We start from the raw sequence: 25,665 nt of genomic DNA on the forward strand, positions 1-25,665 counted from the left end.
CAGGCGAATACCTTATTCGTATTCGCCTGTTATTGAATTATTTGCCCGTGTATTCAAAGACGATAATAGAACCCGGGTTACTCAGATTATGCGTTGGATGGTTGGATTCATCCATCACATTACCAAAGTTATCCGTCGCCACGTAGATTTTACGGGTGTCCGGGCTCACCAGCACCATGCGGTAACGGTTTGCCGTGTGGAAATATTTCGCGACGTCACCCTGAACATCTTTCTTATCGGCATTCAGCAGAACACGGTACAGCGCGCCATTTTTCATGGAGCTGATAATCACCGAGTTTCGCCAGCCTTTAATTACGCCGTTTTCCGGGTAGTATGCCACGCTGGATGGCGCAATTGTCGGCCAGCAGATATATGAAGAATCCGGGCCGCAGCTGGCGTCGTTATAGGTAAAGCCTTCTTTGACCGTAAAGAACGTTTTAATCGGCGCTTTAAAGTCTGCGGCTTTCCACTCTGTTTCTTTCTGGACAGGAACGCCTGCCGGAATATGGTTAGGGTCCCAGGTCAGAGACGGGCAATTCGCCGCTTCAGAGTAGTTGGCATAAACGTAAGCCTGATCGTCCTGGAAACCGGCAACGTGTGGCCAGCCATAGTTGCCGCCGGGTTCGAGGATATTCAGCTCGTCATCGGAGGATGGCCCTTGTTCGGATGCGTAAAGGGTATCGCCAATAAATACCAGTCCCTGAGGGTTACGGTGTCCGTAAGTAAACAGGTGGCTTTTGATCCCTTTAATAACGGGGTTATCATCTGGAATAGAGCCATCGGTATTCAGACGCAGCACTTTACCGGCATAGGCGGCATAGTCTTTATTCTTCAGTTCATCCTCAGTGGGAATACGCTGAGCTTCGATAGGTTTACAGAAATTCGCGCCCTGGTTATGCCCTTGTTCACCGATGGTATAATACAACTTCCCGTCCGGGCCAAAGCGCAGGCGTCCACCGTTATGGTCATTGCCCGCCGGGAATCCAGCCAGGATCTCTTTTTCATTACCCAGCGTCTGGGTTTTTTCGTCATATTCCAGGCGAACGATTTTGGCGTGTTCCTTGTCGCCGTTCATATAGGTATAGGCCGTATAAACATAATTATCGCCACCCGGTTTCATGAAGCTCGGTGACAACGCCAGGCCCAGAACGCCTTCATGCTGCGGCCCGGTATGAACCCCGCTCAGCGTAATGGCGACTTTTTTCTCACCGGTTTTCGGGTTGATACGATCGATAGAAGCGGCTTTACGTTCGGTTACCCATAAATAATCATCCGGCCCCCACACCATATCCCACGGGGCATCAAGCCCGCTAATGAGGACATGCGCGGAAAAAGGTTCTGAGGCTTGTATCTCGGTTTGTTTTGAATTCGCGGCCTGTGATGAGGTTGCGGCATAACTAACGCCAGACATGGCAAGGGCTAACGTAACAGCCTGACTGATGCGCTTTATTTTATTATTCATCATTGTGTTCCTGTATATGATAAATAGTTTCGACGAATGTCGAAATTTTCGAAGATGTAACAACTATTGTCCTTGAAAGGTAATTTGTCAAGTTGCGCCAGAAGCCGATAATTTATTAAAAATGAATCTGTTGCGATAAGGTGGAATAAGTCTATTTGGGTGTATTGGCATTGGAGTGTTGTTTAACGTGTTGTTTGTACTGAATGTTTTCTCTGGCAGTTGTTAGAGGTTCATTTGTTGGCTTCTCACAATATCGCGATATGAATTTATTGTCTCATTTTTTGAAATTCACTGTCCGACATGTGTTGTTAATGTTGATTTTCACCCACTGGATTATGTGGTTGTGTTCTATAATGAGAGTGATGTCCATGAATAATCTCTATTTTTCAGTGATAACACTTTATTTAAGGATTATCAGGCACATTTCTACCGGAGATGGTATTGTCTGAACGCGGATTTTAATTCTTGTTATTTATTTTTATAAAAGGTAATGTCATGAGATAAGGGACTGTATCTAAATATTCCCCATAAATCTTATTTTCCTGTTTTGTATTTTGATTACGATATCGTTGATACCTGTGACAAGTAAATGATTACCGGTCATCTTAAGCTGGAGGGCATATTTATATGGCAGAACAACATTCATCAGCATGGTCACCTTTACGTAACCGTGTTTTTTTCATGTTATGGATAGCCACACTCTTTTCCAATATCGGGACCTGGATGAATGATGTTGGCGCCGGTTGGTTGATGACCAATTTAAGTCCGGACCCTGTCATGATTGCCGCTATTCAGGCAATGACCACGCTGCCCGTATTCTTGCTGGCGTTACCTGCGGGGGCCATTGCGGATATTTTCGACAAGAGAAAGTTACTTATTCTTGTTAATATTATGATGCTGTGTGCCGCATCTCTGCTCGCAATTATCGTCTATTTTAATGTTGTCAGTATCGGATGGTTATTATTCATCACGTTTATTCTCGGGTCCGGCGCCGCGTTTTTAGGCCCGGCATGGCAGGCCATTGTACCTGCTATTGTTGAACCTCATGAATTAAAATCCGGGATTGCGTTAAACAGTATGGGGATTAACATCAGCCGGGCGATCGGGCCCGCGCTGGCCGGTATTTTGATTTCACAGGTCGGTCTTTATCTTCCTTTTCTTCTGAATGCGTTGAGTTTTATTGCGATTATTGCTGCGGTATGGTGGTGGAAAGGAGAAGAAAAAACGAACGGGAGTCTTCCGGCTGAATCTGTTGTTGCCGCAATGGTTTCAGGTTTGCGTTATGCCCGTTACAGCCCGGAATTAATGAGAACAATAATAAAGGCTGCCAGCTTCTTTGTTTTTGCCAGCGCGTATTGGGCGATGCTTCCGCTGGTGGTGAGACTCTCACTTCAGGGAGATGCAACTTTATATGGCGTGTTAACAACCAGTATCGGGATCGGCGCTGTCTGTGGCGCATTCAGTTTGCCCGCGCTGCGTAAGCGGCTCAGTGCCGGCGCTCTTATTACCTCAGGAACATTCGGTACTGCTGCCGTATTACTGATATTCGCCGGAGCAGCATCTCAATATGCCGCCATTTTCGCCAGTATTGTGGCTGGTTTCAGCTGGATTATTACCTTGTCAACGCTCATGATATCAGCCCAGACAGCGCTCCCGGACTGGGTTCGCGCAAGAGGGCTGGCCTTGTACCTGACCGTATTTTCCGGGTCAATGGCATTCGGTTCTCTGGTCTGGGGACAAATTGCCTCGCATACGTCAGTAACCACAGCATTACTTTCTGCCGCAATCGGTATTGTCGTTGTCTGGTTATGCGTATTAAAGGTAAAAATTGACCATGACAATATTAACTTGCAGCATTCAGACCACTTTAGCCTTGCTGAGGATGGTCTTAATGATATTACCGGCCATACCGGCCCGATGCTGGTGTCTGTTTATTATCATGTCGATGCTGAAAAGAATGGCCAATTTATCAGTTTGATGAAAAAGTTAAAAAATATCCGGTTAAGGGATGGCGGTTACGCCTGGGGACTGTTTGTGGTTCCTGAGAAATCCAATGAATTTATTGAAACATTCATGGTGTCGTCATTGGCTGAACATCTGCGTCAGCACGACAGAGCGACTGTCGATGACAGACAAATACAGCAACAGCTGGATGACATCATTCTGGATAAAAAAGCAACACACTATTTTTCTGCGAGTGTAGCGGAATCCTTTGTCATACAAGAGGAATAAAAATAAGCGTTCAGCTTATACCGTCTGGTGAATAATAGAACGTTGTGGGGCGGCAGGACTGAATCAGGCATCATCCTGTCTGCCCCGTGGCAATGTAGAAGTGCAAAATCACAAGACGATGGCTGATTGTGGTGGTTTTACTGAACCCGGCAGATGTCAGGAGAGGTATGTATGGTGTCCCCTGCAGGAATCGAACCTGCAACTAGCCCTTAGGAGGGGCTCGTTATATCCATTTAACTAAGGAGACGAGGCGGCACGAGTATAGCGTTTTTTACCTTGCACAGTAAGTATATCGCCGCCTGACTGCTCAAACAGTCGCCATTCAGGACTGTTTTTTCTGCTTTTCCGCCTTCTTTCCGGCACGCAGCCTGGCCTCTTCTTTGCGTCTGGCGCTCATATCATTACGGATCTGCGCATGGCTCATAAGCGCGAAGATGAATGTACCGCCGCAGATATTCCCCGCCAGCGTGGGCAAAGCAAAGGGCCAGAAAAAGTCGCTCCAGTGCAGCGTGCCGTTAAACACCAGATAGAGGATTTCAACCGAACCCACGACGATATGGGTCGTGTCAGCGAGGGCGATAAGCCAGGTCATCAGAATGATCACCACGATTTTTGCGGCGCCGGCAGCGGGAAACATCCATACCATTGTGGCAATGATCCAGCCGGAGATAATGGCATTGGCAAACATCTCGCCAGGGCTGTTTTTCATCACATCCATGCCGATTTTGACAAACGCATCACGCGTTTCTTCGTCAAATATAGGCATATATTCAAAAGCCCATGCGGCGATGCCAGTACCGACTACGTTGCCCAGTAACACCACGCTCCAGAGCCGCATCAGCAGACCCGCGTTGCCCATCGTCGGGTTTTGCATCACCGGCAGAACGGCGGTGACGGTATTTTCAGTAAACAACTGCTGGCGCGCCATGATGACGATGATAAAACCAAAGGTATAACCCAGATTCTCAAGTAAAAAACTGCCGGGGACGCCGTCCAGCTGTACGTGAAAAATACCTTTCGCCAGTAGCGAGGCGCCCATTGAGAGCCCTGCGGCAATGGCTGACCACAGCAGCGCCATAGCGTCACGCTCCAGCTCTTTTTCGCCGTCCTGGCGGATATGTTCGTGAATCGCCATCGCGCGTGAGGGGAGGCGATCCTCGTCGACCTCTATCTTTTTCCCGCGTTGTTTTTCTTCGCTTTCGACTTCGAGTTCGTCACTGTGTTGATCAATTTTCTCTTCGCTGAATTTATCCATTGTGAGACCTCGTGATGAACACATTTGTCTAAAGCGTAGTGGCTTTTATCCGACTGAAGGCAGGGCAAACTCTGAAATCGCAAAAAAGGCGACGCGCGTTTTTACCCGCCCGGTTAGAATGAAACCCGCCATGAGCCAGAGTTACAGGCTATGATCAAATCAACAAGAATCAGTATATAGACATCATTTGACGTGCTGTTACAATCGCTCACACCTAAACAGGCGGATACGGTCTCGTTCCGTCATGGATGGCAATCAGCGATAGCCATAATCAACAGGGAGACATTTATGAAGCTTCGCCTGTCGGCGCTTGCGCTGGGGAGCACACTGCTGGTGGGATGTGCAAGCTCCGGTACAGAACAGCAGGGGCGTTCAGATCCGCTCGAAGGATTTAACCGCACCATGTACAACTTCAACTTTAACGTGTTGGACCCGTATGTCGTTCGACCGGTCGCTGTCGCCTGGCGTGATTATGTTCCGCAGCCTGCCAGAAATGGTTTGAGTAATTTTACCAGCAACCTCGAAGAGCCTGCGATTATGGTGAACTATTTCCTGCAGGGCGATCCCTATCAGGGCATGGTGCACTTCACCCGCTTCTTCCTGAATAGTATTTTGGGAATGGGGGGCTTTATTGATGTTGCGGGGATGGCGAATCCAAAACTACAGCGTGTTGAACCGCACCGTTTCGGCAGTACGTTAGGCCATTACGGTGTGGGGTATGGCCCCTACGTGCAACTTCCGTTCTATGGCAGCTTCACGCTGCGTGAAGATGGCGGTGATATGGCCGATACCCTTTATCCGGTACTTTCCTGGCTCACCTGGCCGATGTCTATTGGTAAATGGACCATTGAAGGAATTGAAACCCGCGCGCAACTGCTGGATTCCGATGGTCTGCTGCGTCAGTCTTCCGACCCGTATATTCTGGTGCGTGAAGCATACTTCCAGCGTCATGACTTCATCGCTAACGGCGGGAAGCTTAAACCGCAGGAAAACCCGAATGCCCAGGCGATTCAGGACGATCTTAAAGAGATTGATTCTGAATAACCACACGAGGCCAATAAAAAAGGTGAGTCAAAAGACTCACCTTTTTTTACGTCTGATGAAAATCAGAACGCGTAGTTAAAGTTCGTACCGAACAGCCAGGCTTTACCGTCAGACTTGAAGGAGTAAGCTGCCGGGCCTTCCCCTTCGGTGAATTTCACGTTCTGACCGTGCATATAGGATGCGCCAACGTCGATAGAAGCATCTTCATTGAAGGCGTAAGTTGCACCCGCGCTCAGCCACAGACGGTCCTGATCGGGAATAGAAATGGAGCGTTTGTTTGCCGGAACCGGGCTATCGTCATACGCGATACCGGTACGGAAAGTCCAGTTCTTATCGTAGTAGTAGGTCGTACCCAACGCGATACGGTACGCATCCTTAAAGCTTTCATCTTTATAGAAGAGCGTCTGGCCATCGTCGCCTTTGGCTTTTAACTCCTGGAACTGGCTCCAGCTGGTATAAGTCAGGCTATAGTGGATAGCCCATTGCGGCGCGACGCGGTTATAACCGGAGATTTCCCACATTTCAGGCAGGTTCAGGGTTAAGGAACCATTCTGTGTTGCGCCGCCAGTGCCGTATGGCAGGCTTGAAAGCCCCATACTGGCGAAAATATTGTTCAGATTTGGGTTAATGGAGCTTTTGTAATCGCCTTCGAAGTCGATTTTCACTTCAGAGCGGTAGGTCAGGCCCCAACGGTTATCTTTGTCGAGTTCATACAGGATGCCTGCGTTCCAGCCGAATCCCCACTCATCACCCTTCAGGTGAGCGATCTGGGAGTCAGGGGAGTTAATGCCATCCGTCCACTGAGAGGGTACGCCTTGTCCAACCAGCTGTTGTGAAAGCACCGGACCGAGGGAACCCGCATAGCGCTCAATTTTAGCCTTCGCGTAAACCGCATCAAAACCAACCCCGAAGCTCCAGCTATTATTCAGGCGATAGGCGCCGCTGAGGTTCAGGTTCACCGTTTGCAGGTCTGTTTTACCGCCATAGATACCGGCTGAATAATCTTTATTGAATTCGGTGGCGAGGCCATAGTTGGAGGTAATGGATGCCCCCCAACCGAACTGATCGTTGATCGGCGCAACGAAGTGCAGGTTAGGAACCCACGCTGTTGGCGCAATATTATTCGCGTTGGCATTTTGCCCGGTTAAGTTAGAGCGGCCGGTCACATTGACATCTGGATCGATATACACCGCACCCGCAGAGAAGGTGGGGCGATCGAACATCATAATTAACGCCGGGTTGCGGCTAACGTTACCGGCATCATCTGCGATAGCGCCTTCACCCGAATAAGCCCGGCCAAGGCCAGAGGAAGAAAATTCGTTTAACTGAAAGCCTGCAGACCAGGCCTGTGTGGAGACGATTGCCACTGCGACTGCGAGAGCAGACTTTGTAAACAGGGTTTTCTGGCTCATGACCATAACCTCATCGATTTATTTTTATACAAACTATGTTACATGCCGTAACAGAAGCGCGAAGTGTAGGGTCTGAGGTACGACAGAGAAATCAGACCAGTGGCGTGAGTATAGGTCTGACCAGCTGGAATGTTGCAAGTATGTTTATAATATTTTTCAATTGTGATCGTAGAAACGCGATCCAGCTGGCAAATTTGAGGCCTGGCGCACTCACTCGATTGGGCGATTTTTGTTTTAGATCATTTTTAAGTGTGATTTCGGTCACTTATCCCATTTTGCGTCATTAACGACTGGAGAGCCTTTTTCCACGAGCGTAAAATATCCTCAATATTTATCTGGCACCTTGAGTGCAAATACAGAGGAAATCTACAATGAGTAAATGCAGTGCTGATGAAACCCCGGTTTGCTGCTGTATGGATGTTGGCACCATTATGGACAACTCCGATTGCACCGCGTCCTACAGCCGTGTGTTTGAAAACCGCGCGCAGGCCGAAGAAACGCTGGCGGCTCTGACAGAAAAAGCGCGTGGTGTGGAATCTGAACCTTGCCAGATTACATCCACCTTTACCGAAGAAGCTGAAGGCGTGCGTCTGGACATCGACTTTGTCTTCGCCTGCGAAGCTGAAACGCTGATCTTCCAGCTGGGTCTGCGTTAATCCCCTTCTTTGAATGCCCCTGTCAAATTCTGGCAGGGGCATTTTCGTAACCCTCTGTTACTATCCTCTGTGTCTTAGCTCTCACTTTCTGGCGTCTCCGCTTGGCGAAATGTAAAAAATTGGTTAAGACTGTGATCAGGTCAGACCACTTATTTTATTTTTTTACAGGGGAATGTTATGAGTCAGGCTTTACCACTGGTTACCCGCCAGGGCGATCGTATCGCCATTGTAAGCGGATTACGTACGCCGTTTGCTCGTCAGGCCACCGCTTTTCATGGCATTCCTGCTGTTGAGTTGGGAAAAATGGTTGTTGGGGAATTGCTGGCGCGCAGTGAAATACCTGCCGAGGTTATTGAGCAACTGGTTTTTGGCCAGGTGGTGCAAATGCCTGAAGCTCCCAATATCGCCCGGGAAATTGTGCTGGGTACGGGGATGAATGTTCACACCGATGCCTACAGCGTAAGCCGGGCGTGCGCGACCAGTTTTCAGGCGGTAGCGAATGTTGCGGAAAGCCTGATGGCGGGGACGATTCGCGCGGGGATTGCTGGCGGCGCGGACTCCTCTTCCGTGTTACCCATTGGCGTCAGCAAAAAGCTGGCGCGTATACTGGTGGACGTCAATAAAGCCCGCACGACCGGGCAAAAACTCAAACTCTTTTCCCGCCTGCGTCTGCGAGACCTGATGCCTGTTCCGCCCGCGGTCGCTGAATATTCCACCGGGCTACGGATGGGCGATACGGCCGAGCAAATGGCGAAAACCTATGGCATTACGCGTGAGCAGCAGGATGCGCTGGCGCATCGTTCCCATCAACGAGCCGCGCAGGCCTGGGCCGAAGGTAAACTGGCGGATGAGGTGATGACGACATATGCGCCGCCGTATAAAGAGCCTTTTTCTGAAGACAATAATATTCGTGGCAACTCTACTCTGGCAGATTATGCGAAGCTGCGCCCCGCGTTTGATCGACAACATGGGACGGTCACGGCGGCGAACAGTACGCCGCTGACGGATGGCGCGGCAGCCGTCATCCTGATGACGGAGTCTCGCGCTAAAGAACTTGGCCTGGCGCCGTTGGGTTATCTGCGTAGCTATGCGTTTACCGCAATTGACGTCTGGCAGGACATGCTGCTGGGCCCGGCCTGGTCGACGCCGCTGGCGCTGGAGCGGGCCGGATTAACGCTGGCCGATCTCTCGTTAATTGATATGCATGAAGCCTTTGCCGCCCAGACGCTGGCTAACATTCAACTGCTTGGCAGCGAGCGTTTTGCCCGCGACGTGCTGGGCAGGGCGCATGCGACCGGAGAAGTGGATGACAGTAAGTTTAACGTCCTCGGCGGGTCGATTGCCTATGGACATCCGTTTGCCGCAACGGGGGCACGGATGATCACGCAAACCCTGCATGAGCTACGCCGTCGGGGAGGCGGTTTTGGCCTGGTGACCGCGTGCGCAGCGGGAGGTTTAGGGGCGGCAATGGTTCTGGAGGCGGAATAATGGACATGACATCAGCGTTCACGCTTAACGTGCGTCTGGATAACGTCGCGGTCGTCTCTATTGATGTCCCCGGTGAGAAAATGAATACCCTGAAGGCGGAGTTCGCGACGCAGGTTCGCGCCATCCTGAAACAGATTCGGGAAAACAAGGCGCTGCGCGGTGTGGTTTTTATTTCTGCGAAGCCGGATAACTTTATCGCGGGGGCGGATATCAACATGATCGGCAACTGCAAAAGCGCGCAGGAAGCTGAAACGCTGGCGCGTCAGGGCCAGCAGATAATGGCTGAAATTCAGGCGCTGTCTGTTCCGGTTGTCGCCGCCATTCACGGCGCGTGTCTCGGCGGTGGGTTAGAGATGGCGCTGGCTTGCCATCGGCGCATTTGTACTGATGATGCGAAAACCGTGCTGGGTCTGCCGGAAGTGCAACTGGGGCTGCTGCCAGGGTCTGGCGGTACGCAGCGATTACCGCGCCTGGTTGGGGTGAGTACGGCGCTGGACATGATCCTCACCGGTAAGCAGTTACGGCCAAAACAAGCGCTCAGGGTTGGTCTGGTGGACGAAGTCGTGCCGCACGCCATTTTGCTTGAGGCCGCCGTGGAACTGGCGATTAAAGGGCGTTCCGCTCAGCGGAATTTGCCGGTGCGTGAACGTATTCTGGCCGGGCCGCTTGGGCGCACGCTGCTGTTTCGCATGGTCAGTAAAAAAACCGGGCAGAAAACGCAGGGTAATTACCCGGCGACAGAGCGAATCCTTGAGGTGATTGAAACCGGGCTGGCGCAGGGAAGCAGTAGCGGATACGACGCGGAAGCGCGGGCGTTTGGCGAACTGGCGATGACGCCACAGTCGCAGGCGTTGCGGAATATCTTTTTTGCCAGTACCGAAGTGAAAAAAGATCCGGGGAGCGATGCGCAGCCTGGCCCGTTAGCCAGCGTAGGCGTGCTGGGCGGAGGTCTGATGGGCGGCGGTATTGCTTACGTGACGGCCTGTAAAGGCGGCTTGTCGGTTCGCATCAAAGATATTAATGCCAAAGGCATCAACCACGCGCTGAAGTACAGCTGGGATCAGCTTGAAACCAAAGTTCGCCGCCGCCATATCAAAGCGGGCGAACGCGACAAACAGCTGGCGCTAATCTCCGGCTCAACGGATTACCGCGGCTTCTCGCATCGGGATCTGGTTATTGAAGCGGTGTTTGAAGATCTGGCGTTAAAACAGCAGATGGTGGCGGAAGTCGAGCAAAACTGCGCTCCTCACACCATTTTTGCCTCCAACACCTCATCTTTACCCATCGGCGACATCGCGGCTAACGCGGCCAGGCCTGAGCAGGTGATTGGTTTGCACTTCTTTAGCCCGGTAGAAAAAATGCCGTTGGTGGAGGTCATTCCTCATGCGACAACCTCTGCGCAGACGATCGCCACGACCGTTAAGCTGGCGAAAAAACAGGGCAAAACGCCGATTGTGGTCAGCGATAAAGCCGGGTTCTACGTTAATCGTATTCTTGCCCCGTATATCAACGAAGCAATACGGTTGCTGACCGAAGGCGAACGCGTTGAAGCGATCGACGCCGCGCTGGTCAAGTTTGGTTTTCCGGTCGGGCCAATCCAACTTTTGGATGAGGTTGGCATCGATACAGGCACTAAAATTATACCTGTACTGGAAGCCGCTTACGGCGAACGTTTTAGCGCGCCTGCAAACGTTGTTGCCTCAATTTTGAATGACGATCGCAAAGGCAGAAAAAATGGTCGCGGTTTCTATCTTTATGGCGTGAAAGGGCGTAAAAGCAAAAAACAGGTCGACCCTGCAATTTATAGGCTTATTGGTACGCAAGGGCAGAGCCGACTTTCTGCGCAGCAAATGGCTGAGCGGTGCGTGATGTTAATGCTCAATGAAGCGGCGCGCTGCTTTGATGAGAAGGTGATCCGCAGCGCGCGTGATGGCGACATCGGTGCGGTATTTGGTATTGGTTTTCCGCCGTTTCTTGGCGGCCCGTTCCGTTATATGGACACTCTCGGCGCGGGTGAAGTGGTTGCGGTTCTGCAACGACTGGCTACGCAGTATGGCGACCGGTTTACCCCGTGCGAGCGCTTATTGCGGATGGCTGAACGCGGTGAACGTTTCTGGAACAGTGGGGAAACAGACCTGAAGGAATAAGGTCATATCAGGACGAGACCGCACCGAATGACTGTGTGGTGGTCAATTTGTAAACAAAGATTGACTATACTTACGCCATTGAGGTAAAAAACAGCGTTTCATTCGGTGAATGGATAAGGCACAATGCCGGCCACCGCATTTTTATCATACCCGTCAGGGTTTTTGCTAAGAATGTGGGTGATTCTGGTTAACAAAAGCGGTGCAATATGCAAGTTTTTATCATGCGTCACGGCGACGCGGCCCTCGATGCCGCCAGTGATTCGGTTCGTCCTTTAACCTCGTGTGGTTGTGACGAATCCCGCCTTATGGCGAACTGGCTGAAAGGTCAAAAAGTGGATATCGAACGTGTTCTGGTGAGCCCGTTTCTACGAGCCGAACAAACGTTGGATGTGGTAGGGGAGTGTATGAACCTGCCTGGCAATGTGGACGTTTTGCCGGAGCTTACTCCTTGCGGCGATGTCGGTATGGTCAGCGCCTGGTTGCAGACGCTGGCGAATGAAGGCGTCGCATCGGTGTTAGTGATCTCTCACCTGCCTTTGGTGGGATATCTGGTGTCTGAACTCTGTCCTGGCGAGACGCCGCCAATGTTCACCACATCTGCGATTGCCAGCGTAACGCTTGATGAAAGCGGCAAAGGGGTTTTCAACTGGCAGATGAGCCCGTGTAATCTGAAAATGGCAAAAGCGATTTAACGTTATTATCGTCGGTTGGATACTGTGCCTGATGGCGCTTCGCTTATCAGGCCTACATCCTGCACTGACTCCGTAGGCCGGATAAGGCGCCTGATAGCGCTTCGCTTATCAGACCTACAGCCTGCACTGAACCCGCAGGCCGGATAAGGCGCCTGATGGCGCTTCGCTTATCAGGCCTATAGCCTGCACTGACCCCGTAGGCCGGATAAGGCGCTTGCGCCGCCATCCGGCAATCGGCAATCGGCATTGTCAAGGAAGCTCCGGCGGCAACCACTCTTCTACTTCAATCAATACCAACAGCGCAGCGTCCCCGCCGTACTCTTTTGGCGCCTGATGGAAGGCCATAACGTGCGGATGTTGCGCCAGCCATAACGGCGTTTGTTGCTTAAGAATATGCTTTCCGTGGCCGTGCATCACACAGGCGCAAAAGACATGCTCGCGGCGACAGGCGGCAATCAGCGCCCCCAGCTCTTGTTTGGCCTGCTGTTGCGTCAGACCGTGCAAATCCAGGAACAACTCCGGCGAATAGTCGCCCCGACGCATTTTCTTCAGCTCGAAATGGCTGACGTCGGCACGTACATATTTCACCGGGCCGTCGGTATTCAATAACGGTTGAAATTCATCGGAGAAATAGTGGCTGGCATCAGCCTGCTCCTGTATCAGACGCTTGACCGGGACTTCTGTGATTTTTTTACGTTGCGGCCGGTGGACAATGGTGTCCTGCTTAATCTGGCGGGTGCCGGTCATTAACTGCCGGAACAACGCCTGGTCCTCCTCGCTGAGCGATGTTTTCTTTTTCATTCGAACGTCTCATCTTTTATTTTGCGTTAGTTTACCCGACTCAGGGGACATTCGTTCAGCCAAAACGCAATTTTCACGCTCTGGCGCCGCGTGAGTGCTGATTTATCGCCGTCTTCGTGGCAAACTAGCCGCCGAATTTAATGCGAGCATGCCCTGGAGGAATACGTGGATAAAATTTTCGTTGATGAAGCAGTGAGTGAGCTGCATACCATTCAGGACATGTTGCGCTGGGCGGTAAGCCGGTTTAGCGCGGCGAATATCTGGTATGGTCACGGCACGGACAACCCGTGGGATGAGGCCGTACAGCTGGTACTGCCGTCACTTTATCTGCCGCTGGATATTCCAGAAGACATGCGTACCGCGCGCCTGACGTCCAGCGAACGTCACCGCATTGTTGAACGGGTCATTCGCCGTGTCAACGAGCGTATTCCGGTGGCCTACCTGACCAATAAAGCCTGGTTCTGCGGCCATGAGTTCTATGTTGATGAACGCGTATTAGTGCCACGTTCGCCGATTGGCGAGCTGATCAACAACCGCTTCGCGGGGCTTATCAGCGAGCAGCCGCACCACATTCTGGATATGTGTACCGGCAGCGGATGTATCGCTATCGCCTGTGCTTATGCTTTCCCGGAGGCGGAAGTGGATGCCGTTGATATCTCCAGCGACGCGTTAGCCGTAACCGAACACAACATTGAAGAGCACGGTCTGCTCAACCATGTCACGCCGATTCGCTCCGATCTGTTCCGCGATCTGCCGAAAGTGCAGTATGACCTGATTGTGACGAACCCGCCGTACGTTGATGCGGAAGATATGTCCGATCTGCCGAATGAATATCGTCATGAACCCGAACTGGGCCTGGCGTCCGGCACTGACGGTTTAAAACTGACCCGCCGTATTCTGGGCAACGCGCCGGACTACTTGTCCGATGACGGTATTCTGATTTGTGAAGTCGGAAACAGCATGGTACATCTGATAGAACAATATCCCGATGTACCGTTTACCTGGCTGGAGTTCGATAACGGCGGCGACGGCGTCTTTATGCTGACGAAAGCGCAGCTCATTGCGGCTCGCGAGCATTTCAGCATCTATAAAGATTAATCAACGGTCAACAACACAACAACGATAACGGAGCCGTGATGGCAGGAAATACACTTGGACAACTCTTTCGCGTAACGACTTTTGGTGAATCACACGGGCTGGCGCTCGGTTGTATCGTTGATGGCGTTCCGCCGGGCATTCCGCTAACGGAAGCCGACCTGCAACACGATCTCGACAGACGCCGTCCGGGAACCTCGCGTTACACGACCCAGCGTCGTGAACCGGACCAGGTGAAAATTCTCTCCGGCGTCTTTGAAGGCGTGACGACGGGCACCAGCATTGGCCTGTTGATTGAAAATACCGATCAGCGTTCACAGGATTACAGCGCCATTAAGGACGTTTTCCGCCCGGGCCATGCCGACTATACCTACGAGCAGAAATACGGTCTGCGCGATTACCGTGGCGGCGGTCGTTCTTCCGCCCGTGAAACGGCGATGCGCGTCGCGGCTGGCGCGATTGCTAAAAAATATCTGGCGGAGAAACACGGCATCGTCATTCAGGGGTGTCTGACCCAGATGGGCGATATTCCGCTTGAAATCAAAGACTGGCAGCAGGTTGAACAAAACCCGTTTTTCTGTCCTGATCCAGATAAAATCGACGCGCTGGACGAACTGATGCGCGCCCTGAAGAAAGAGGGCGATTCGATTGGGGCAAAAGTGACCGTCGTGGCAAACGGCGTTCCGGCAGGGCTTGGCGAACCGGTCTTTGACCGTCTGGATGCGGACATCGCTCATGCGCTGATGAGCATCAACGCGGTAAAAGGCGTGGAGATTGGCGATGGGTTTGATGTGGTCGCGTTGCGAGGCAGCCAGAATCGCGATGAAATTACCAAAGAGGGCTTCCTGAGCAACCATGCGGGCGGTATTCTCGGCGGTATCAGCAGCGGGCAACAAATTGTTGCACATATGGCGCTGAAACCCACTTCCAGTATTACGGTGCCGGGACGTACGATTAACCGCTTTGGTGAAGAAGTCGAGATGATCACCAAAGGGCGTCACGATCCCTGCGTTGGGATCCGCGCCGTGCCGATCGCTGAGGCCATGCTGGCGATCGTGCTGATGGATCACCTTCTGCGTCAGCGCGCGCAAAATGCGGATGTAAAGACTGATATTCCACGCTGGTAATCAATGAAAAAAACGGCACTCGCGTTGCTGGCTCTTCTGGTCAGCAGCGCCAGCCTGGCGGCAACGCCCTGGCAGAAAATTACGCATCCTGTTCCCGGAAGTGCGCAATCCATCGGCGGCTTTTCGAATGGCTGCATTGTTGGGGCAGACACGCTTCCCGTGCAGTCCGAACACTATCAGGTGATGCGTACCGATCAGCGCCGCTATTTTGGTCATCCCGATCTCGTGATGTTTATTCAACGACTGAGCACTCAGGTCAGCAACCTTGGATTTGGAACGGTGTTGATCGGCGATATGGGGATGCCTGCGGGCGGGCGGTTCAACGGCGGACATGCCAGCCACCAGACCGGGCTCGATGTCGATATTTTTCTGCAACTGCCGAAAACACGCTGGACGCAGGCGCAGCTACTGCGACCTCAGGCAATTGACCTGGTCTCCCGCGACGGCAAACATGTGGTGCCTTCGCTGTGGAAGCCGGAAATTTCCAGCCTGATCAAACTGGCTGCGGAAGATAACGACGTCACGCGTATTTTTGTTAATCCTGCCATTAAACAGCAGTTATGCCTGGATGCCGGAACCGATCGTGACTGGTTGCGTAAAGTGCGACCCTGGTTCCAGCATCGTGCGCATATGCATGTACGATTACGTTGCCCTGCCGACAGCCTGGAGTGCGAAGATCAGCCTTTGCCTCCGCCTGGCGATGGATGTGGCGCAGAACTACAAAGTTGGTTTGAACCTCCTGAACCTGGAACAACAAAGCCTGAGAAGAAGACACCGCCACCGTTGCCGCCTTCCTGCCAGGCGCTACTGGATGAGCATGTACTCTAATGGACAATTTTTTAAATCTGTTTATGGTGTCCCCGCTGTTATTGATTGTTCTTTTTTTCGTGGCAATGCTGGCTGGATTTATTGATTCGCTGGCGGGGGGAGGCGGCTTATTAACGATCCCTGCATTAATGGCGGCAGGCATGTCGCCAGCACAGGCGCTGGCGACCAATAAATTGCAGGCCTGCGGCGGCTCCCTCTCCGCGTCAATCTATTTCATTCGTCGCAAAGTGGTTAATCTTGCCGATCAGAAACTCAATATTCTGATGACGTTCATTGGCTCAATGAGCGGCGCGTTACTGGTGCAATATGTCCAGGCGAGCATTTTGCGGCAGATTTTACCGGTGCTGGTTATTTGTATTGGCCTTTATTTCCTGTTGATGCCGAAACTCGGCGAAGAGGATCGTCAGCGTCGGCTTTATGGCCTGCCTTTCGCGCTGGTCGCCGGGGGCTGTGTCGGATTCTACGATGGCTTCTTCGGCCCGGCTGCCGGATCGTTTTACGCGCTGGCGTTTGTGACGCTGTGCGGGTACAACCTGGCGAAATCCACCGCCCATGCCAAAGTGTTGAATGCCACCTCGAATATTGGCGGCCTGTTGCTGTTCGCTATTGGCGGTAAAGTCATTTGGGCGACAGGTTTCGTGATGCTGATTGGCCAGTTTCTGGGCGCTCGTATGGGCTCGCGACTGGTGTTAAGCAAAGGACAGAAGCTCATTCGCCCGATGATTGTCATCGTCTCTGCGGTGATGAGCGCCAAACTACTTTATGATAACCACGGACAGGAGATTCTCCACTTGCTGGGGATGAACTAATGAACAGTACGCATCATTACCAACAGCTAATTGATATTTTTAACGGCTGCTTTGCCGACGATTTTAATACCCGTCTGATTAAAGGCGATGACGAACCGGTCTATCTTCCTGCTGATGCGGACGTGCCGTACCACCGGATTGTTTTTGCGCACGGCTTTTACGCCAGCGCGCTGCATGAGATTTCGCACTGGTGTATTGCCGGAAAGGCGCGTCGCGAGTTGGTGGATTTTGGTTACTGGTATTGCCCGGATGGGCGTGATGCGCAAACCCAAAGCCAGTTTGAAGACGTGGAAGTGAAACCGCAGGCCTTTGACTGGTTGTTTTGCGTGGCGGCGGGTTATCCGTTTAACGTCAGTTGCGACAACCTGGAAGGGGACTTCGAACCGGATCGCGTGGTATTTCAGCGCCGGGTTCATGCCCAGGTGATGGAGTACCTGGAAAAAGGCATTCCTGAACGCCCGGCCCGGTTTATTAAAGCGTTACAGAATTATTATCACACGCCTGACATTACGGCGGAACAGTTCCCGTGGCCGGAAGCGCTCAACTGAGGCCGACGCCACGTTTACAATGAGGAAAGAAGATGATCGCGGAGTTTGAATCACGCATTCTGGCATTAATCGACGATATGGTAGAGCACGCAAGCGATGACGAGCTGTTTGCCAGCGGATATCTGCGTGGCCACCTGACGTTAGCAGTTGCAGAACTGGAAGGCGGTGATGACCATTCCGCAGAAGCGGTGTATGCCAACGTCACCAGCAGCCTGGAAAAAGCGATTGGCGCAGGCGAGTTGTCGCCGCGTGACCAGGCGTTAGTGAAAGAAATGTGGGATAACCTGTTCCAGAAGGCCATTAACGCGTAGGCCGGATGCGTCGCCATCCGGCATTTTCACCTTGCCGGGTGGCGTTAACGTTCATCCAACGGATGGACTTATTTCACCGCTTTTCCCTTCAATAACTTCCGTACCCACAGACGATTCGGGTTTAACGCCGCCAGCGTGTCAGCATCCATCGGAATGGGCTCTTCACTCATTTGCGCCGCGAGAATTTCCGCACAGAGCGGGGCTGAACACAACCCGCGCGATCCGAGCGCTCCCAGCATAAACAAATCAGGATAAACCGGCGCGCGTTCGGCGGCGTCTTTCTGTCTGGCAAGGGCGGCGTATTGTGCGAGCGTTGCATCATAGTCCGGCACATTTCCGACCATCGGCAGATGATCGCGCGTGGCGCAGCGTACGCCACAGCGCGCCGCTTTTTCGCTGATATCAACCTCTTTTGCCCATGCGGCATCCGGGAAGCAGTCGATCAAGCGCTGGCGATTCTGCTGCTGATCGTCTTCACGATAGGCAGTTTCCTCACTGCCGCGATGGTAACTGGCGCCAATGCAGTGCTGATGAGTGGCAGGGTTTTGCGGCGTGAGGTATCCGTCGTAGCACAGCACCTGGCGTAATGCGGAAAGCGCAGGCGTCGTCGGGATATGGCTCACCTGACCAGCCACCGAATAGACCGGTAACGGACGCGTCTGGTCAACGTGGTTAATCTGATGCCCGTTTGCCAGCACGACCACCTCATGTTCAACTGCCTTACCCTCTGCAAATTGCAACTGCCAGCCTGTGGCCTGGCGCGAAAGGGCGGTGAGCGTGTGTGTGTAATGCCTCCGCAGCCCTTGTGTGGCCGCTAGCGCCAGCAGCGCAGCGGTTAACTGTGCTGGGCACAGCCAGCCGCCAGCCGGATACGTTATTCCGCGACAGTGTGTCGCCACGCCTGTTTCCTGCTGCGCCTGGTCTGGATCTACAGCCACTGCGAGCGCATCGGGCAACGCCAGCGACAGCATCTGATCGATTTTGTGCTGGCTCTTTTCGTCCCAGCCCAGTTGCGTGACGCCGCACCAGTCATGGTCGAAAGTCACCGGCAGCGCGTCATACAGACGCCGCGCGAACGTAAACGCGCTCGGGAAAAAGAGGTTAATCGCCGCATCGTGTTTGCTGAGCAGGGGATAAAGCGCCCCCTGGCGATTGCCGGATGCGCCTTGCGCGGGCTGCTCATCTGAACAATAGAGCGTTACCTGCCAGCCGCGGCGCAGAAGCGCCAGCGACAGCAGCGCGCTGGCGATGCCGCCGCCGATGATTGCGACGTCTCGTTTGGCGCTGCCGCTGCGGGTGAACCACGGCGTCGGAGAGGGGAACGTCAGCGCGTGCGCCATGACGCCGCAAAGCATTTCACGCTTGCGGCCAAAACCTTTGCGTTTTTGCATCGTGAACCCTGCCTCCTGCAACCCTCGGCGCACGAATCCCGCAGAGGTAAACGTCGCCAGCGTTCCGCCGGGGCGAGCCAGTCGCGCCATGGTGGAAAACAGATTCTGCGTCCACATGTCAGGGTTTTTCGCGGGGGCAAAACCATCCAGAAACCAGGCGTCCACTTTCTGGTTCAGAGATTCATCCAGTTTCCCCGTCAGCTCATTAATATCGCCGAACCAGAGATCCAGCGTCACACGACCGTCATCAAGAATCAGACGATGGCACCCGGCCAGCGGCAGCGGCCACTGCGCGTGTAGCTGCTGTGCCCAGGGGGCAAGCTCTGGCCAGTGTTGATGGGCTAAAGCGAGGTCGGCCTGCGTCAGGGGAAATTTTTCAAAACTGATAAAATGTAATCTTTGTAGCGTAGCCTCAGGGTGAGCGTCGCGAAACTGCGAGAACGCCTGCCAGAGCGTCAGGAAGTTAAGGCCAGTGCCGAAACCGCTCTCTGCCACCACGAATAATGGGCGAGGGTGCAGCGGAAAACGCTCCTCAAGCTGATTGCCGCCGAGAAAAACATAACGCGTCTCTTCCAGCCCATTATCATTGGAAAAGTAGACGTCATCGAAATCTCGGGAAACAGGTGTACCCTCAGCGTTGAATTCAAGGTTGGCAGGTTGTATAGCGTATTGTTTCACGTAAGTTACTCGTCTGACAGGCAGTGTCACGATCTTAGCGATGTGCGCCCGGAGGCGCAAATTTCCATATTAATTGGCTGATCGGACTTGTTCGGCGTACAAGTGTACGCTATTGTGCGAGTCGAATCTTAAAATAGTGCGACTTACAGAGGTATTGAATGAAACGTGCAGTGATTACTGGCCTGGGCATCGTTTCCAGCATCGGTAATAACCAGCAGGAAGTCCTGGCATCTCTGCGTGAAGGACGTTCAGGGATCACTTTCTCTCAGGAGCTGAAGGACTCCGGCATGCGTAGCCATGTTTGGGGTAACGTCAAACTGGATACCACTGGCCTCATTGACCGCAAAGTAGTGCGCTTTATGAGCGACGCATCCATCTATGCTTACCTTTCTATGGAGCAGGCGATTGCTGATGCGGGTCTCTCTGTAGAAACTTACCAGAATAACCCGCGCGTTGGCCTGATTGCAGGTTCCGGCGGCGGCTCCCCGAAATTCCAGGTCTTTGGCGCAGATGCCATGCGTAGCCCGCGTGGTCTGAAAGCCGTTGGCCCGTATGTAGTGACCAAAGCGATGGCCTCCGGCGTTTCTGCCTGCCTCGCTACGCCGTTTAAAATCCACGGCGTGAACTACTCCATCAGCTCTGCTTGCGCGACCTCTGCACACTGCATCGGCAACGCGGTTGAACAGATTCAACTGGGCAAACAGGACATCGTCTTTGCCGGCGGCGGCGAAGAGCTGTGCTGGGAAATGGCGTGTGAATTCGACGCGATGGGCGCACTGTCCACCAAATACAACAACGATCCGTCTAAAGCTTCCCGTACCTATGATGCGAACCGTGATGGTTTCGTTATCGCGGGCGGCGGCGGTATGGTTGTGGTTGAAGAACTGGAACATGCTCTGGCGCGCGGCGCGCACATCTATGCGGAAATCGTCGGTTACGGCGCAACGTCCGATGGCGCTGACATGGTTGCACCGTCAGGCGAAGGCGCAGTGCGCTGCATGCAGATGGCGATGCACGGCGTTGACACTCTGATTGACTACCTGAACTCCCACGGTACTTCTACGCCGGTAGGCGACGTGAAAGAGCTGGGCGCAATTCGTGAAGTCTTTGGCGATAAGAGCCCGGCTATCTCCGCGACCAAAGCGATGACCGGTCACTCTCTGGGTGCGGCTGGCGTGCAGGAAGCTATCTATTCGCTGCTGATGCTGGAACACGGCTTTATCGCGCCGAGCATCAACATTGAAGAGATGGACGAGCAAGCGGCAGGTCTGAACATCGTAACCGAAGCCACCGATCGCGAACTGACGACCGTCATGTCCAACAGCTTCGGCTTTGGCGGCACCAACGCGACGCTGGTTATGCGTAAGCTGAAAGCGTAAATCTGAAGACGTTGGGTGGATAAGGCGTTTACGCCGCTATCCGACATCAACGTTTGCCTGATGGCGCTTCGCTTATCAGGCCTACAGGGGAGCCGATAATGGCTCCTTTTTTTATTGCTTGTTTTCGTATTCCTGCGCGACTTTTGCCGACCACGCCCTGGCGCGGGCAATAGCGCCTGCATCGTAGATCGGGTGTTCAAACTGGTGGGTAAGATCGCGTACCCGATAAATTTTCCATTGGCCATTTTCCCGGCGAGTATACACCATTAAATGGATAAGGCGGGTATCGGAATCGCCAAGCCATACATCCACTTTTTCACCTCCCAAAAAAGCACTGGCTGTTCCTGCGTGGAATTTAGCGATCCATTCCGGCGCGTAGTCCTGCACGTACATAAAGTAGTCTGACGCCACGATTTCCTGCTCATAAAGGTTATCAATTAGCGTCAGGCGATTGATAAGTTCTTTCGCGACATAGCGTTGCATTAATGCCGACTTATCATGAGGGGTATCCTGATCCTCTGTGAATGTTTTCATCCATGAGAGATAGAATTGGTTAATATCCTGCGTACTATCGCGATGAGGTGTGGCGCAGCCGCAAAGCAACAGGATAAGCGTAATAAGAGGAAACGCTTTCATTACTTTTTTCCCTGAAAGAAAATGACAGTATGTTTTAACCGTGTTCAATTCGACAGAAATGACAAATAATGCTGTGATTTCTAAGTTGACAAGCCCGGTCTCCCACAGGCAGACTTCACGCTCAACATTATCCCCATGATAATGCGTAAGCGTTTAACGTTATCCAACGCACCTTAATCCTGATGGTCAGGTGGAGGGGGCGTGGCATTTCCTCGCCTTACTCTGCATTCTGGAGTAACGCATGACAGCTGTATCCCAAAAAGAAAAAACACCTTCTGCGAATTTTTCGCTTTTTCGTATCGCTTTTGCGGTTTTTCTGACCTATATGACGGTCGGTTTACCGTTACCTGTAATCCCTCTTTTTGTTCACCATGAGCTGGGCTATGGCAACACGATGGTCGGCATCGCGGTGGGCATTCAATTCCTTGCAACGGTATTAACCCGTGGTTACGCCGGGCGACTGGCCGATCAATATGGCGCCAAACGTTCCGCGCTACAGGGGATGTTGGCCTGCGCGCTGGCGGGGGGCGCGTGGCTGTTGGCGGCGTTGTTACCTGTTTCTGTACCTGTAAAATTCGCGTTGCTGATCGTCGGGCGACTGATCCTGGGTTTTGGCGAAAGCCAGCTACTGACCGGAACCCTGACCTGGGGGATGGGGCTGGTAGGGCCTTCTCGCTCCGGTAAAGTGATGTCGTGGAATGGCATGGCGATTTACGGCGCGCTGGCTGCCGGTGCGCCGCTTGGTTTACTGATTCACAGCCATTACGGTTTTGCGGCGCTGGCAGGAACGACAATGGCGCTGCCACTGCTGGCCTGGGCATTTAATGGCACCGTGCGTAAGGTACCTGCGCACGCGGGCGAACGTCCGTCGCTGTGGAGCGTCGTTGGCCTCATCTGGAAGCCGGGCCTGGGGCTGGCGCTACAGGGGGTTGGCTTCGCCGTTATCGGCACCTTCATTTCACTCTATTTCGCCAGTAAAGGCTGGGCGATGGCCGGTTTTACGTTGACCGCGTTTGGCGGCGCTTTCGTGCTGATGCGCGTGCTGTTTGGCTGGATGCCGGATCGCTTTGGCGGTGTGAAGGTGGCGGTTGCGTCCCTGTTGGTCGAAACGGCAGGGCTGGTGCTGCTTTGGCTGGCGCCTGTGGCCTGGATTGCGCTATTGGGCGCGGCATTAACCGGGGCTGGGTGCTCGCTCATCTTCCCGGCGCTGGGCGTTGAAGTGGTGAAGCGCGTACCTTCTCAGGTACGCGGTACGGCACTTGGCGGCTATGCCGCGTTTCAGGACATCTCCTACGGCGTTACCGGTCCGCTGGCCGGGCTGTTAGCCACCTCGTGCGGCTACTCTTCCGTGTTCCTCGCCGGGGCGATTTCTGCCGTCGTGGGGATTGTGGTGACGCTGCTGTCGTTTCGCCGGGGTTAAGACACCAGCCAGAACAGAATGAAGGCAACCGCCAGTGCGATAAAGATCAGCCCCGGTCGCGCCGTTACGGATTTGATGGTTTCAATCATCGGGGCGAACGGGCTGTATATCGGCTGAATGTGATGCGGCTCGGTTAACTCTCTTTCGCGCGCAACGCGGCGCAGAAAGATCTGGTTCAGCAGATCCTGAACCTGAGCGGTTGTCAGAATTGTATGCGGCAACGCCTGATATGTCTGCTGGGCGTAATCTCTTAACGCCGTGAATTCATTCGGCTCCAGCGGCAGTTTTAGCGCCGCCTGTAGCGTCTGTAGGGTGGGCGCGCTCTGGTTGCTGAGGGTCTGGCGCGCTTGCAGCCAGGTGACCAGGTGCGTGAACTGTTTTGCAGGGATCAGCTCGCCGCTTTTCACACCGGAAAGTTCCAGCATGGACTGCCAGATAAGTTTGCCCGATTCGCCCGTCGCGGCGGCCAGCTTCGTCACCAGTTGGTTGAGCGTATTATGCTCGGCAGGCAATAACGGTCTGTCGGTTGGCGGACGTTGTTGAGGCTGAGGAATGGAAAGTTGCCCCTGTTGCAGTAGCGTCAGCACATTCTTTAACTGCTCGGGCGTTAACTGGCTGAGCGCCGTCTGACCGTACTGTTGGCGAATAAAATCGCTGACGGCCTGGCGGTTGTTCCCCTGGCTCAATAATTCCGTCAACTGCGAGAGTACCTGACGATTCGCGTGGTTCTGCTGAGCGACGCTCAGGCGTTGCGTGAGATTTTGTTCTGCGGCGGGGAAGTGACGCGACAGTAACGGCGTGTCGCTTTTTACGCCCAGATCGTGTTTCATTCCGGCCCAGACTTCCGCGCTTTGCTGTTGCGTCAGCGAAATCAGACGCGTAATCAGGCGTTCCAGCACCGTGCGCTGCTGGGTGGATAGCGGCTGTTCTCCGGCAACGGAAGGCGCAGTCTGACCTTCACCGGGAGGGCGTGCGGGAGTACCGGAAATGGGTTGCATCATCACTTATCCTTAAACCATAAATCTTAGCAAAGTATGCCTGGCGGCCAGATTATGGCACACTTGCCCGGTTAACTCTCGTTCTCAAACAGGTACGCAGACGTGAAAATCCTCGTTGATGAAAATATGCCTTATGCCCGCGAATTATTTAGCCGTCTGGGCGAGGTCAAAGCGGTTCCCGGTCGCCCCATTCCCGTTGCAGAACTTGATGATGCGGATGCGTTAATGGTGCGTTCAGTCACCAAAGTGAATGAAGCGCTGCTTGGGGGGAAATCCATCAAATTTGTCGGCACCGCAACCGCCGGAACCGATCATGTGGATGAGGCGTGGCTTAAGCAGGCTGGCGTGGGGTTTTCAGCGGCGCCTGGCTGCAATGCTATCGCTGTTGTTGAATATGTTTTTTCCGCTTTACTGATGCTGGCGGAGCGTGACGGTTTTGCTTTAAGCGACCGCACCGTGGGGATTGTCGGCGTAGGTAATGTTGGCGCTCGCTTGCAGGCGAGGCTGGAAGCGTTGGGCATTCGCACTTTGCTGTGCGATCCGCCGCGTGCGGACCGGGGCGATGAAGGTGATTTCCGCTCGCTGGATGAGCTGGTCCAGGAAGCGGATATTCTGACGTTCCACACGCCATTGTATAAAGAGGGGCCTTACAAGACGCTGCACCTGGCGGATGAGGCGCTGATCGGGCGGCTGAAGCCGGGGACGATTCTGATTAACGCCTGTCGCGGCCCGGTGGTGGATAACACCGCGCTGCTGGCGCGCCTGAATGCCGGGCAGTCGCTGAGCGTGGTGCTTGATGTCTGGGAAGGGGAGCCCGATCTCAACGTGGCGCTGCTGGAAAAAATTGATATCGGCACATCGCACATTGCCGGTTATACCCTGGAAGGGAAGGCGCGCGGCACCACGCAGGTCTTTGAAGCCTATAGTACGTTTATCGGACGGGCGCAAAAAGTGGCGCTGGATACGCTGCTACCCGCGCCGGAGTTTGGGCGTATTACGCTGCATGGCCCGCTGGATCAGCCGACGCTGAAAAGGCTGGCGCATTTGGTGTATGATGTGCGCCGCGATGATGCGCCACTGCGTAAAGTCGCCGGAATTCCGGGCGAGTTTGATAAGCTGCGTAAGAATTACCTTGAGCGCCGTGAATGGTCTTCCTTGTACGTGATGTGCGACGATGCCAGTGCCGCCACGCTGCTGCATAAGCTCGGTTTCAACGCCGTTCATCATCCGGCCCATTAACATTCTTTTTGTCGCTC

22 protein-coding genes and 1 tRNA gene are annotated in these 25,665 nt (G+C 53.4%); 15 read left to right on the forward strand and 8 right to left on the reverse strand.

Translation table 11 applies throughout. The features are described from left to right. Positions 1 to 37 precede the first annotated feature (37 nt). Complete coding sequence (locus CKO_RS01935) at positions 38 to 1,465, reverse strand: glucose/sorbosone family PQQ-dependent dehydrogenase (RefSeq protein ID WP_012131423.1); 1,428 nt, start codon at positions 1,463 to 1,465, stop codon at positions 38 to 40. A 624-nt stretch (positions 1,466 to 2,089) separates the two neighbouring features. On the opposite strand from CKO_RS01935, the gene CKO_RS01940 reads away from it, so the two are divergent. Next, entirely contained in the window at positions 2,090 to 3,694 is a 1,605-nt protein-coding gene (locus tag CKO_RS01940; protein WP_024130144.1) for an MFS transporter, read from the forward strand. Positions 3,695 to 3,866: 172 nt separating this feature from the next. Here CKO_RS01940 and CKO_RS01945 read toward each other — a convergent pair. Both CKO_RS01945 and CKO_RS01950 read right to left on the reverse strand, forming a co-directional pair. Continuing rightward, a tRNA-Arg gene (locus CKO_RS01945) sits at positions 3,867 to 3,941 on the reverse strand. A gap of 75 nt (positions 3,942 to 4,016) precedes the next feature. After that, positions 4,017 to 4,949, reverse strand: coding sequence for a formate/nitrite transporter family protein (locus CKO_RS01950; protein WP_012131426.1), 933 nt, complete (start codon positions 4,947 to 4,949; stop codon positions 4,017 to 4,019). Positions 4,950 to 5,237: 288 nt separating this feature from the next. Here CKO_RS01950 and mlaA point away from each other — a divergent pair, with 288 nt between their 5' ends. Continuing rightward, positions 5,238 to 5,993, forward strand: a complete 756-nt coding sequence (mlaA, locus tag CKO_RS01955; RefSeq protein WP_024130145.1) for a phospholipid-binding lipoprotein MlaA — start codon at positions 5,238 to 5,240, stop codon at positions 5,991 to 5,993. A 62-nt stretch (positions 5,994 to 6,055) separates the two neighbouring features. On the opposite strand, the gene fadL is transcribed toward mlaA, so the two are convergent. Continuing rightward, complete coding sequence (gene fadL, locus CKO_RS01960; RefSeq protein WP_024130146.1) at positions 6,056 to 7,405, reverse strand: long-chain fatty acid transporter FadL; 1,350 nt, start codon at positions 7,403 to 7,405, stop codon at positions 6,056 to 6,058. Between the two features lie 371 nt (positions 7,406 to 7,776). On the opposite strand from fadL, the gene CKO_RS01965 reads away from it, so the two are divergent. The 4 genes from CKO_RS01965 to sixA all read left to right on the forward strand — a co-directional run bounded on the left by CKO_RS01965 (position 7,777) and on the right by sixA (position 12,388). Then, positions 7,777 to 8,061: a YfcZ/YiiS family protein gene (locus tag CKO_RS01965; protein ID WP_024130148.1), complete on the forward strand. Its 285-nt coding sequence runs from the start codon at positions 7,777 to 7,779 to the stop codon at positions 8,059 to 8,061. Between the two features lie 177 nt (positions 8,062 to 8,238). Beyond that, positions 8,239 to 9,549, forward strand: a complete 1,311-nt coding sequence (gene fadI, locus CKO_RS01970) for an acetyl-CoA C-acyltransferase FadI (RefSeq protein WP_012131431.1) — start codon at positions 8,239 to 8,241, stop codon at positions 9,547 to 9,549. Next, positions 9,549 to 11,696: a fatty acid oxidation complex subunit alpha FadJ gene (gene fadJ, locus CKO_RS01975; protein ID WP_012131432.1), complete on the forward strand. Its 2,148-nt coding sequence runs from the start codon at positions 9,549 to 9,551 to the stop codon at positions 11,694 to 11,696. The genes fadI and fadJ overlap by 1 nt, the downstream gene beginning before the upstream one ends. A 206-nt stretch (positions 11,697 to 11,902) precedes the next feature. Continuing rightward, positions 11,903 to 12,388, forward strand: coding sequence for a phosphohistidine phosphatase SixA (gene sixA / locus CKO_RS01980; protein ID WP_012131434.1), 486 nt, complete (start codon positions 11,903 to 11,905; stop codon positions 12,386 to 12,388). 249 nt (positions 12,389 to 12,637) lie between these two features. Here the strand turns inward: sixA and smrB are convergent, their stop codons facing one another. Then, complete coding sequence (smrB, locus tag CKO_RS01985; protein ID WP_012131437.1) at positions 12,638 to 13,189, reverse strand: endonuclease SmrB; 552 nt, start codon at positions 13,187 to 13,189, stop codon at positions 12,638 to 12,640. A 165-nt stretch (positions 13,190 to 13,354) separates the two neighbouring features. Between smrB and prmB the strand changes: the two genes are divergently transcribed. From prmB to CKO_RS02015, 6 genes are read left to right on the forward strand one after another with little or no spacing between them, the layout of a single operon-like run. After that, positions 13,355 to 14,287: a 50S ribosomal protein L3 N(5)-glutamine methyltransferase gene (gene prmB / locus CKO_RS01990; RefSeq protein ID WP_012131438.1), complete on the forward strand. Its 933-nt coding sequence runs from the start codon at positions 13,355 to 13,357 to the stop codon at positions 14,285 to 14,287. A gap of 38 nt (positions 14,288 to 14,325) precedes the next feature. Further along, positions 14,326 to 15,411, forward strand: a complete 1,086-nt coding sequence (gene aroC, locus CKO_RS01995) for a chorismate synthase (protein WP_012131439.1) — start codon at positions 14,326 to 14,328, stop codon at positions 15,409 to 15,411. Between the two features lie 3 nt (positions 15,412 to 15,414). Further along, positions 15,415 to 16,239 (forward strand): penicillin-insensitive murein endopeptidase, encoded by an 825-nt coding sequence (mepA, locus tag CKO_RS02000; RefSeq protein ID WP_012131440.1) that lies wholly within the window; start codon positions 15,415 to 15,417, stop codon positions 16,237 to 16,239. Beyond that, complete coding sequence (locus CKO_RS02005) at positions 16,239 to 17,048, forward strand: sulfite exporter TauE/SafE family protein (protein ID WP_012131441.1); 810 nt, start codon at positions 16,239 to 16,241, stop codon at positions 17,046 to 17,048. Before mepA ends, CKO_RS02005 begins: the two co-directional genes overlap by 1 nt. Continuing rightward, on the forward strand, positions 17,048 to 17,596 hold the full coding sequence (locus CKO_RS02010) for an elongation factor P hydroxylase (protein WP_012131442.1): 549 nt from the start codon (positions 17,048 to 17,050) through the stop codon (positions 17,594 to 17,596). Before CKO_RS02005 ends, CKO_RS02010 begins: the two co-directional genes overlap by 1 nt. 32 nt (positions 17,597 to 17,628) lie before the next feature. Then, positions 17,629 to 17,907, forward strand: a complete 279-nt coding sequence (locus CKO_RS02015) for a YfcL family protein (RefSeq protein WP_012131443.1) — start codon at positions 17,629 to 17,631, stop codon at positions 17,905 to 17,907. A 68-nt stretch (positions 17,908 to 17,975) separates the two neighbouring features. Here CKO_RS02015 and mnmC read toward each other — a convergent pair whose 3' ends face one another. Further along, the gene (gene mnmC, locus CKO_RS02020) at positions 17,976 to 19,976 is read right to left on the reverse strand and encodes a bifunctional tRNA (5-methylaminomethyl-2-thiouridine)(34)-methyltransferase MnmC2/FAD-dependent 5-carboxymethylaminomethyl-2-thiouridine(34) oxidoreductase MnmC1 (protein WP_024130149.1); all 2,001 of its coding nucleotides are present in this window, start codon (positions 19,974 to 19,976) and stop codon (positions 17,976 to 17,978) included. 158 nt (positions 19,977 to 20,134) lie between these two features. On the opposite strand from mnmC, the gene fabB reads away from it, so the two are divergent. After that, positions 20,135 to 21,355 (forward strand): beta-ketoacyl-ACP synthase I, encoded by a 1,221-nt coding sequence (gene fabB / locus CKO_RS02025; RefSeq protein ID WP_012131445.1) that lies wholly within the window; start codon positions 20,135 to 20,137, stop codon positions 21,353 to 21,355. A gap of 111 nt (positions 21,356 to 21,466) precedes the next feature. Here fabB and CKO_RS02030 read toward each other — a convergent pair whose 3' ends face one another. After that, positions 21,467 to 21,991, reverse strand: a complete 525-nt coding sequence (locus CKO_RS02030) for a YqhG/Tai3 family protein (protein ID WP_012131446.1) — start codon at positions 21,989 to 21,991, stop codon at positions 21,467 to 21,469. A gap of 241 nt (positions 21,992 to 22,232) precedes the next feature. Here CKO_RS02030 and CKO_RS02035 point away from each other — a divergent pair, with 241 nt between their 5' ends. Beyond that, complete coding sequence (locus CKO_RS02035; protein ID WP_012131447.1) at positions 22,233 to 23,411, forward strand: MFS transporter; 1,179 nt, start codon at positions 22,233 to 22,235, stop codon at positions 23,409 to 23,411. Here the strand turns inward: CKO_RS02035 and flk are convergent. After that, entirely contained in the window at positions 23,408 to 24,409 is a 1,002-nt protein-coding gene (gene flk, locus CKO_RS02040; protein WP_024130150.1) for a flagella biosynthesis regulator Flk, read from the reverse strand. The two genes, CKO_RS02035 and flk, sit on opposite strands and share 4 nt — an antisense overlap. A 102-nt stretch (positions 24,410 to 24,511) precedes the next feature. On the opposite strand from flk, the gene pdxB reads away from it, so the two are divergent. Then, positions 24,512 to 25,648 carry a 4-phosphoerythronate dehydrogenase PdxB gene (gene pdxB / locus CKO_RS02045; RefSeq protein ID WP_012131449.1) on the forward strand — a complete coding sequence of 379 codons (1,137 nt, stop codon included), beginning with the start codon at positions 24,512 to 24,514 and terminating at the stop codon, positions 25,646 to 25,648. Positions 25,649 to 25,665: the final 17 nt, after the last annotated feature.

Source organism: Citrobacter koseri ATCC BAA-895, assembly GCF_000018045.1.
GTDB classification, from domain to species: Bacteria; Pseudomonadota; Gammaproteobacteria; order Enterobacterales; family Enterobacteriaceae; genus Citrobacter_B; species Citrobacter_B koseri.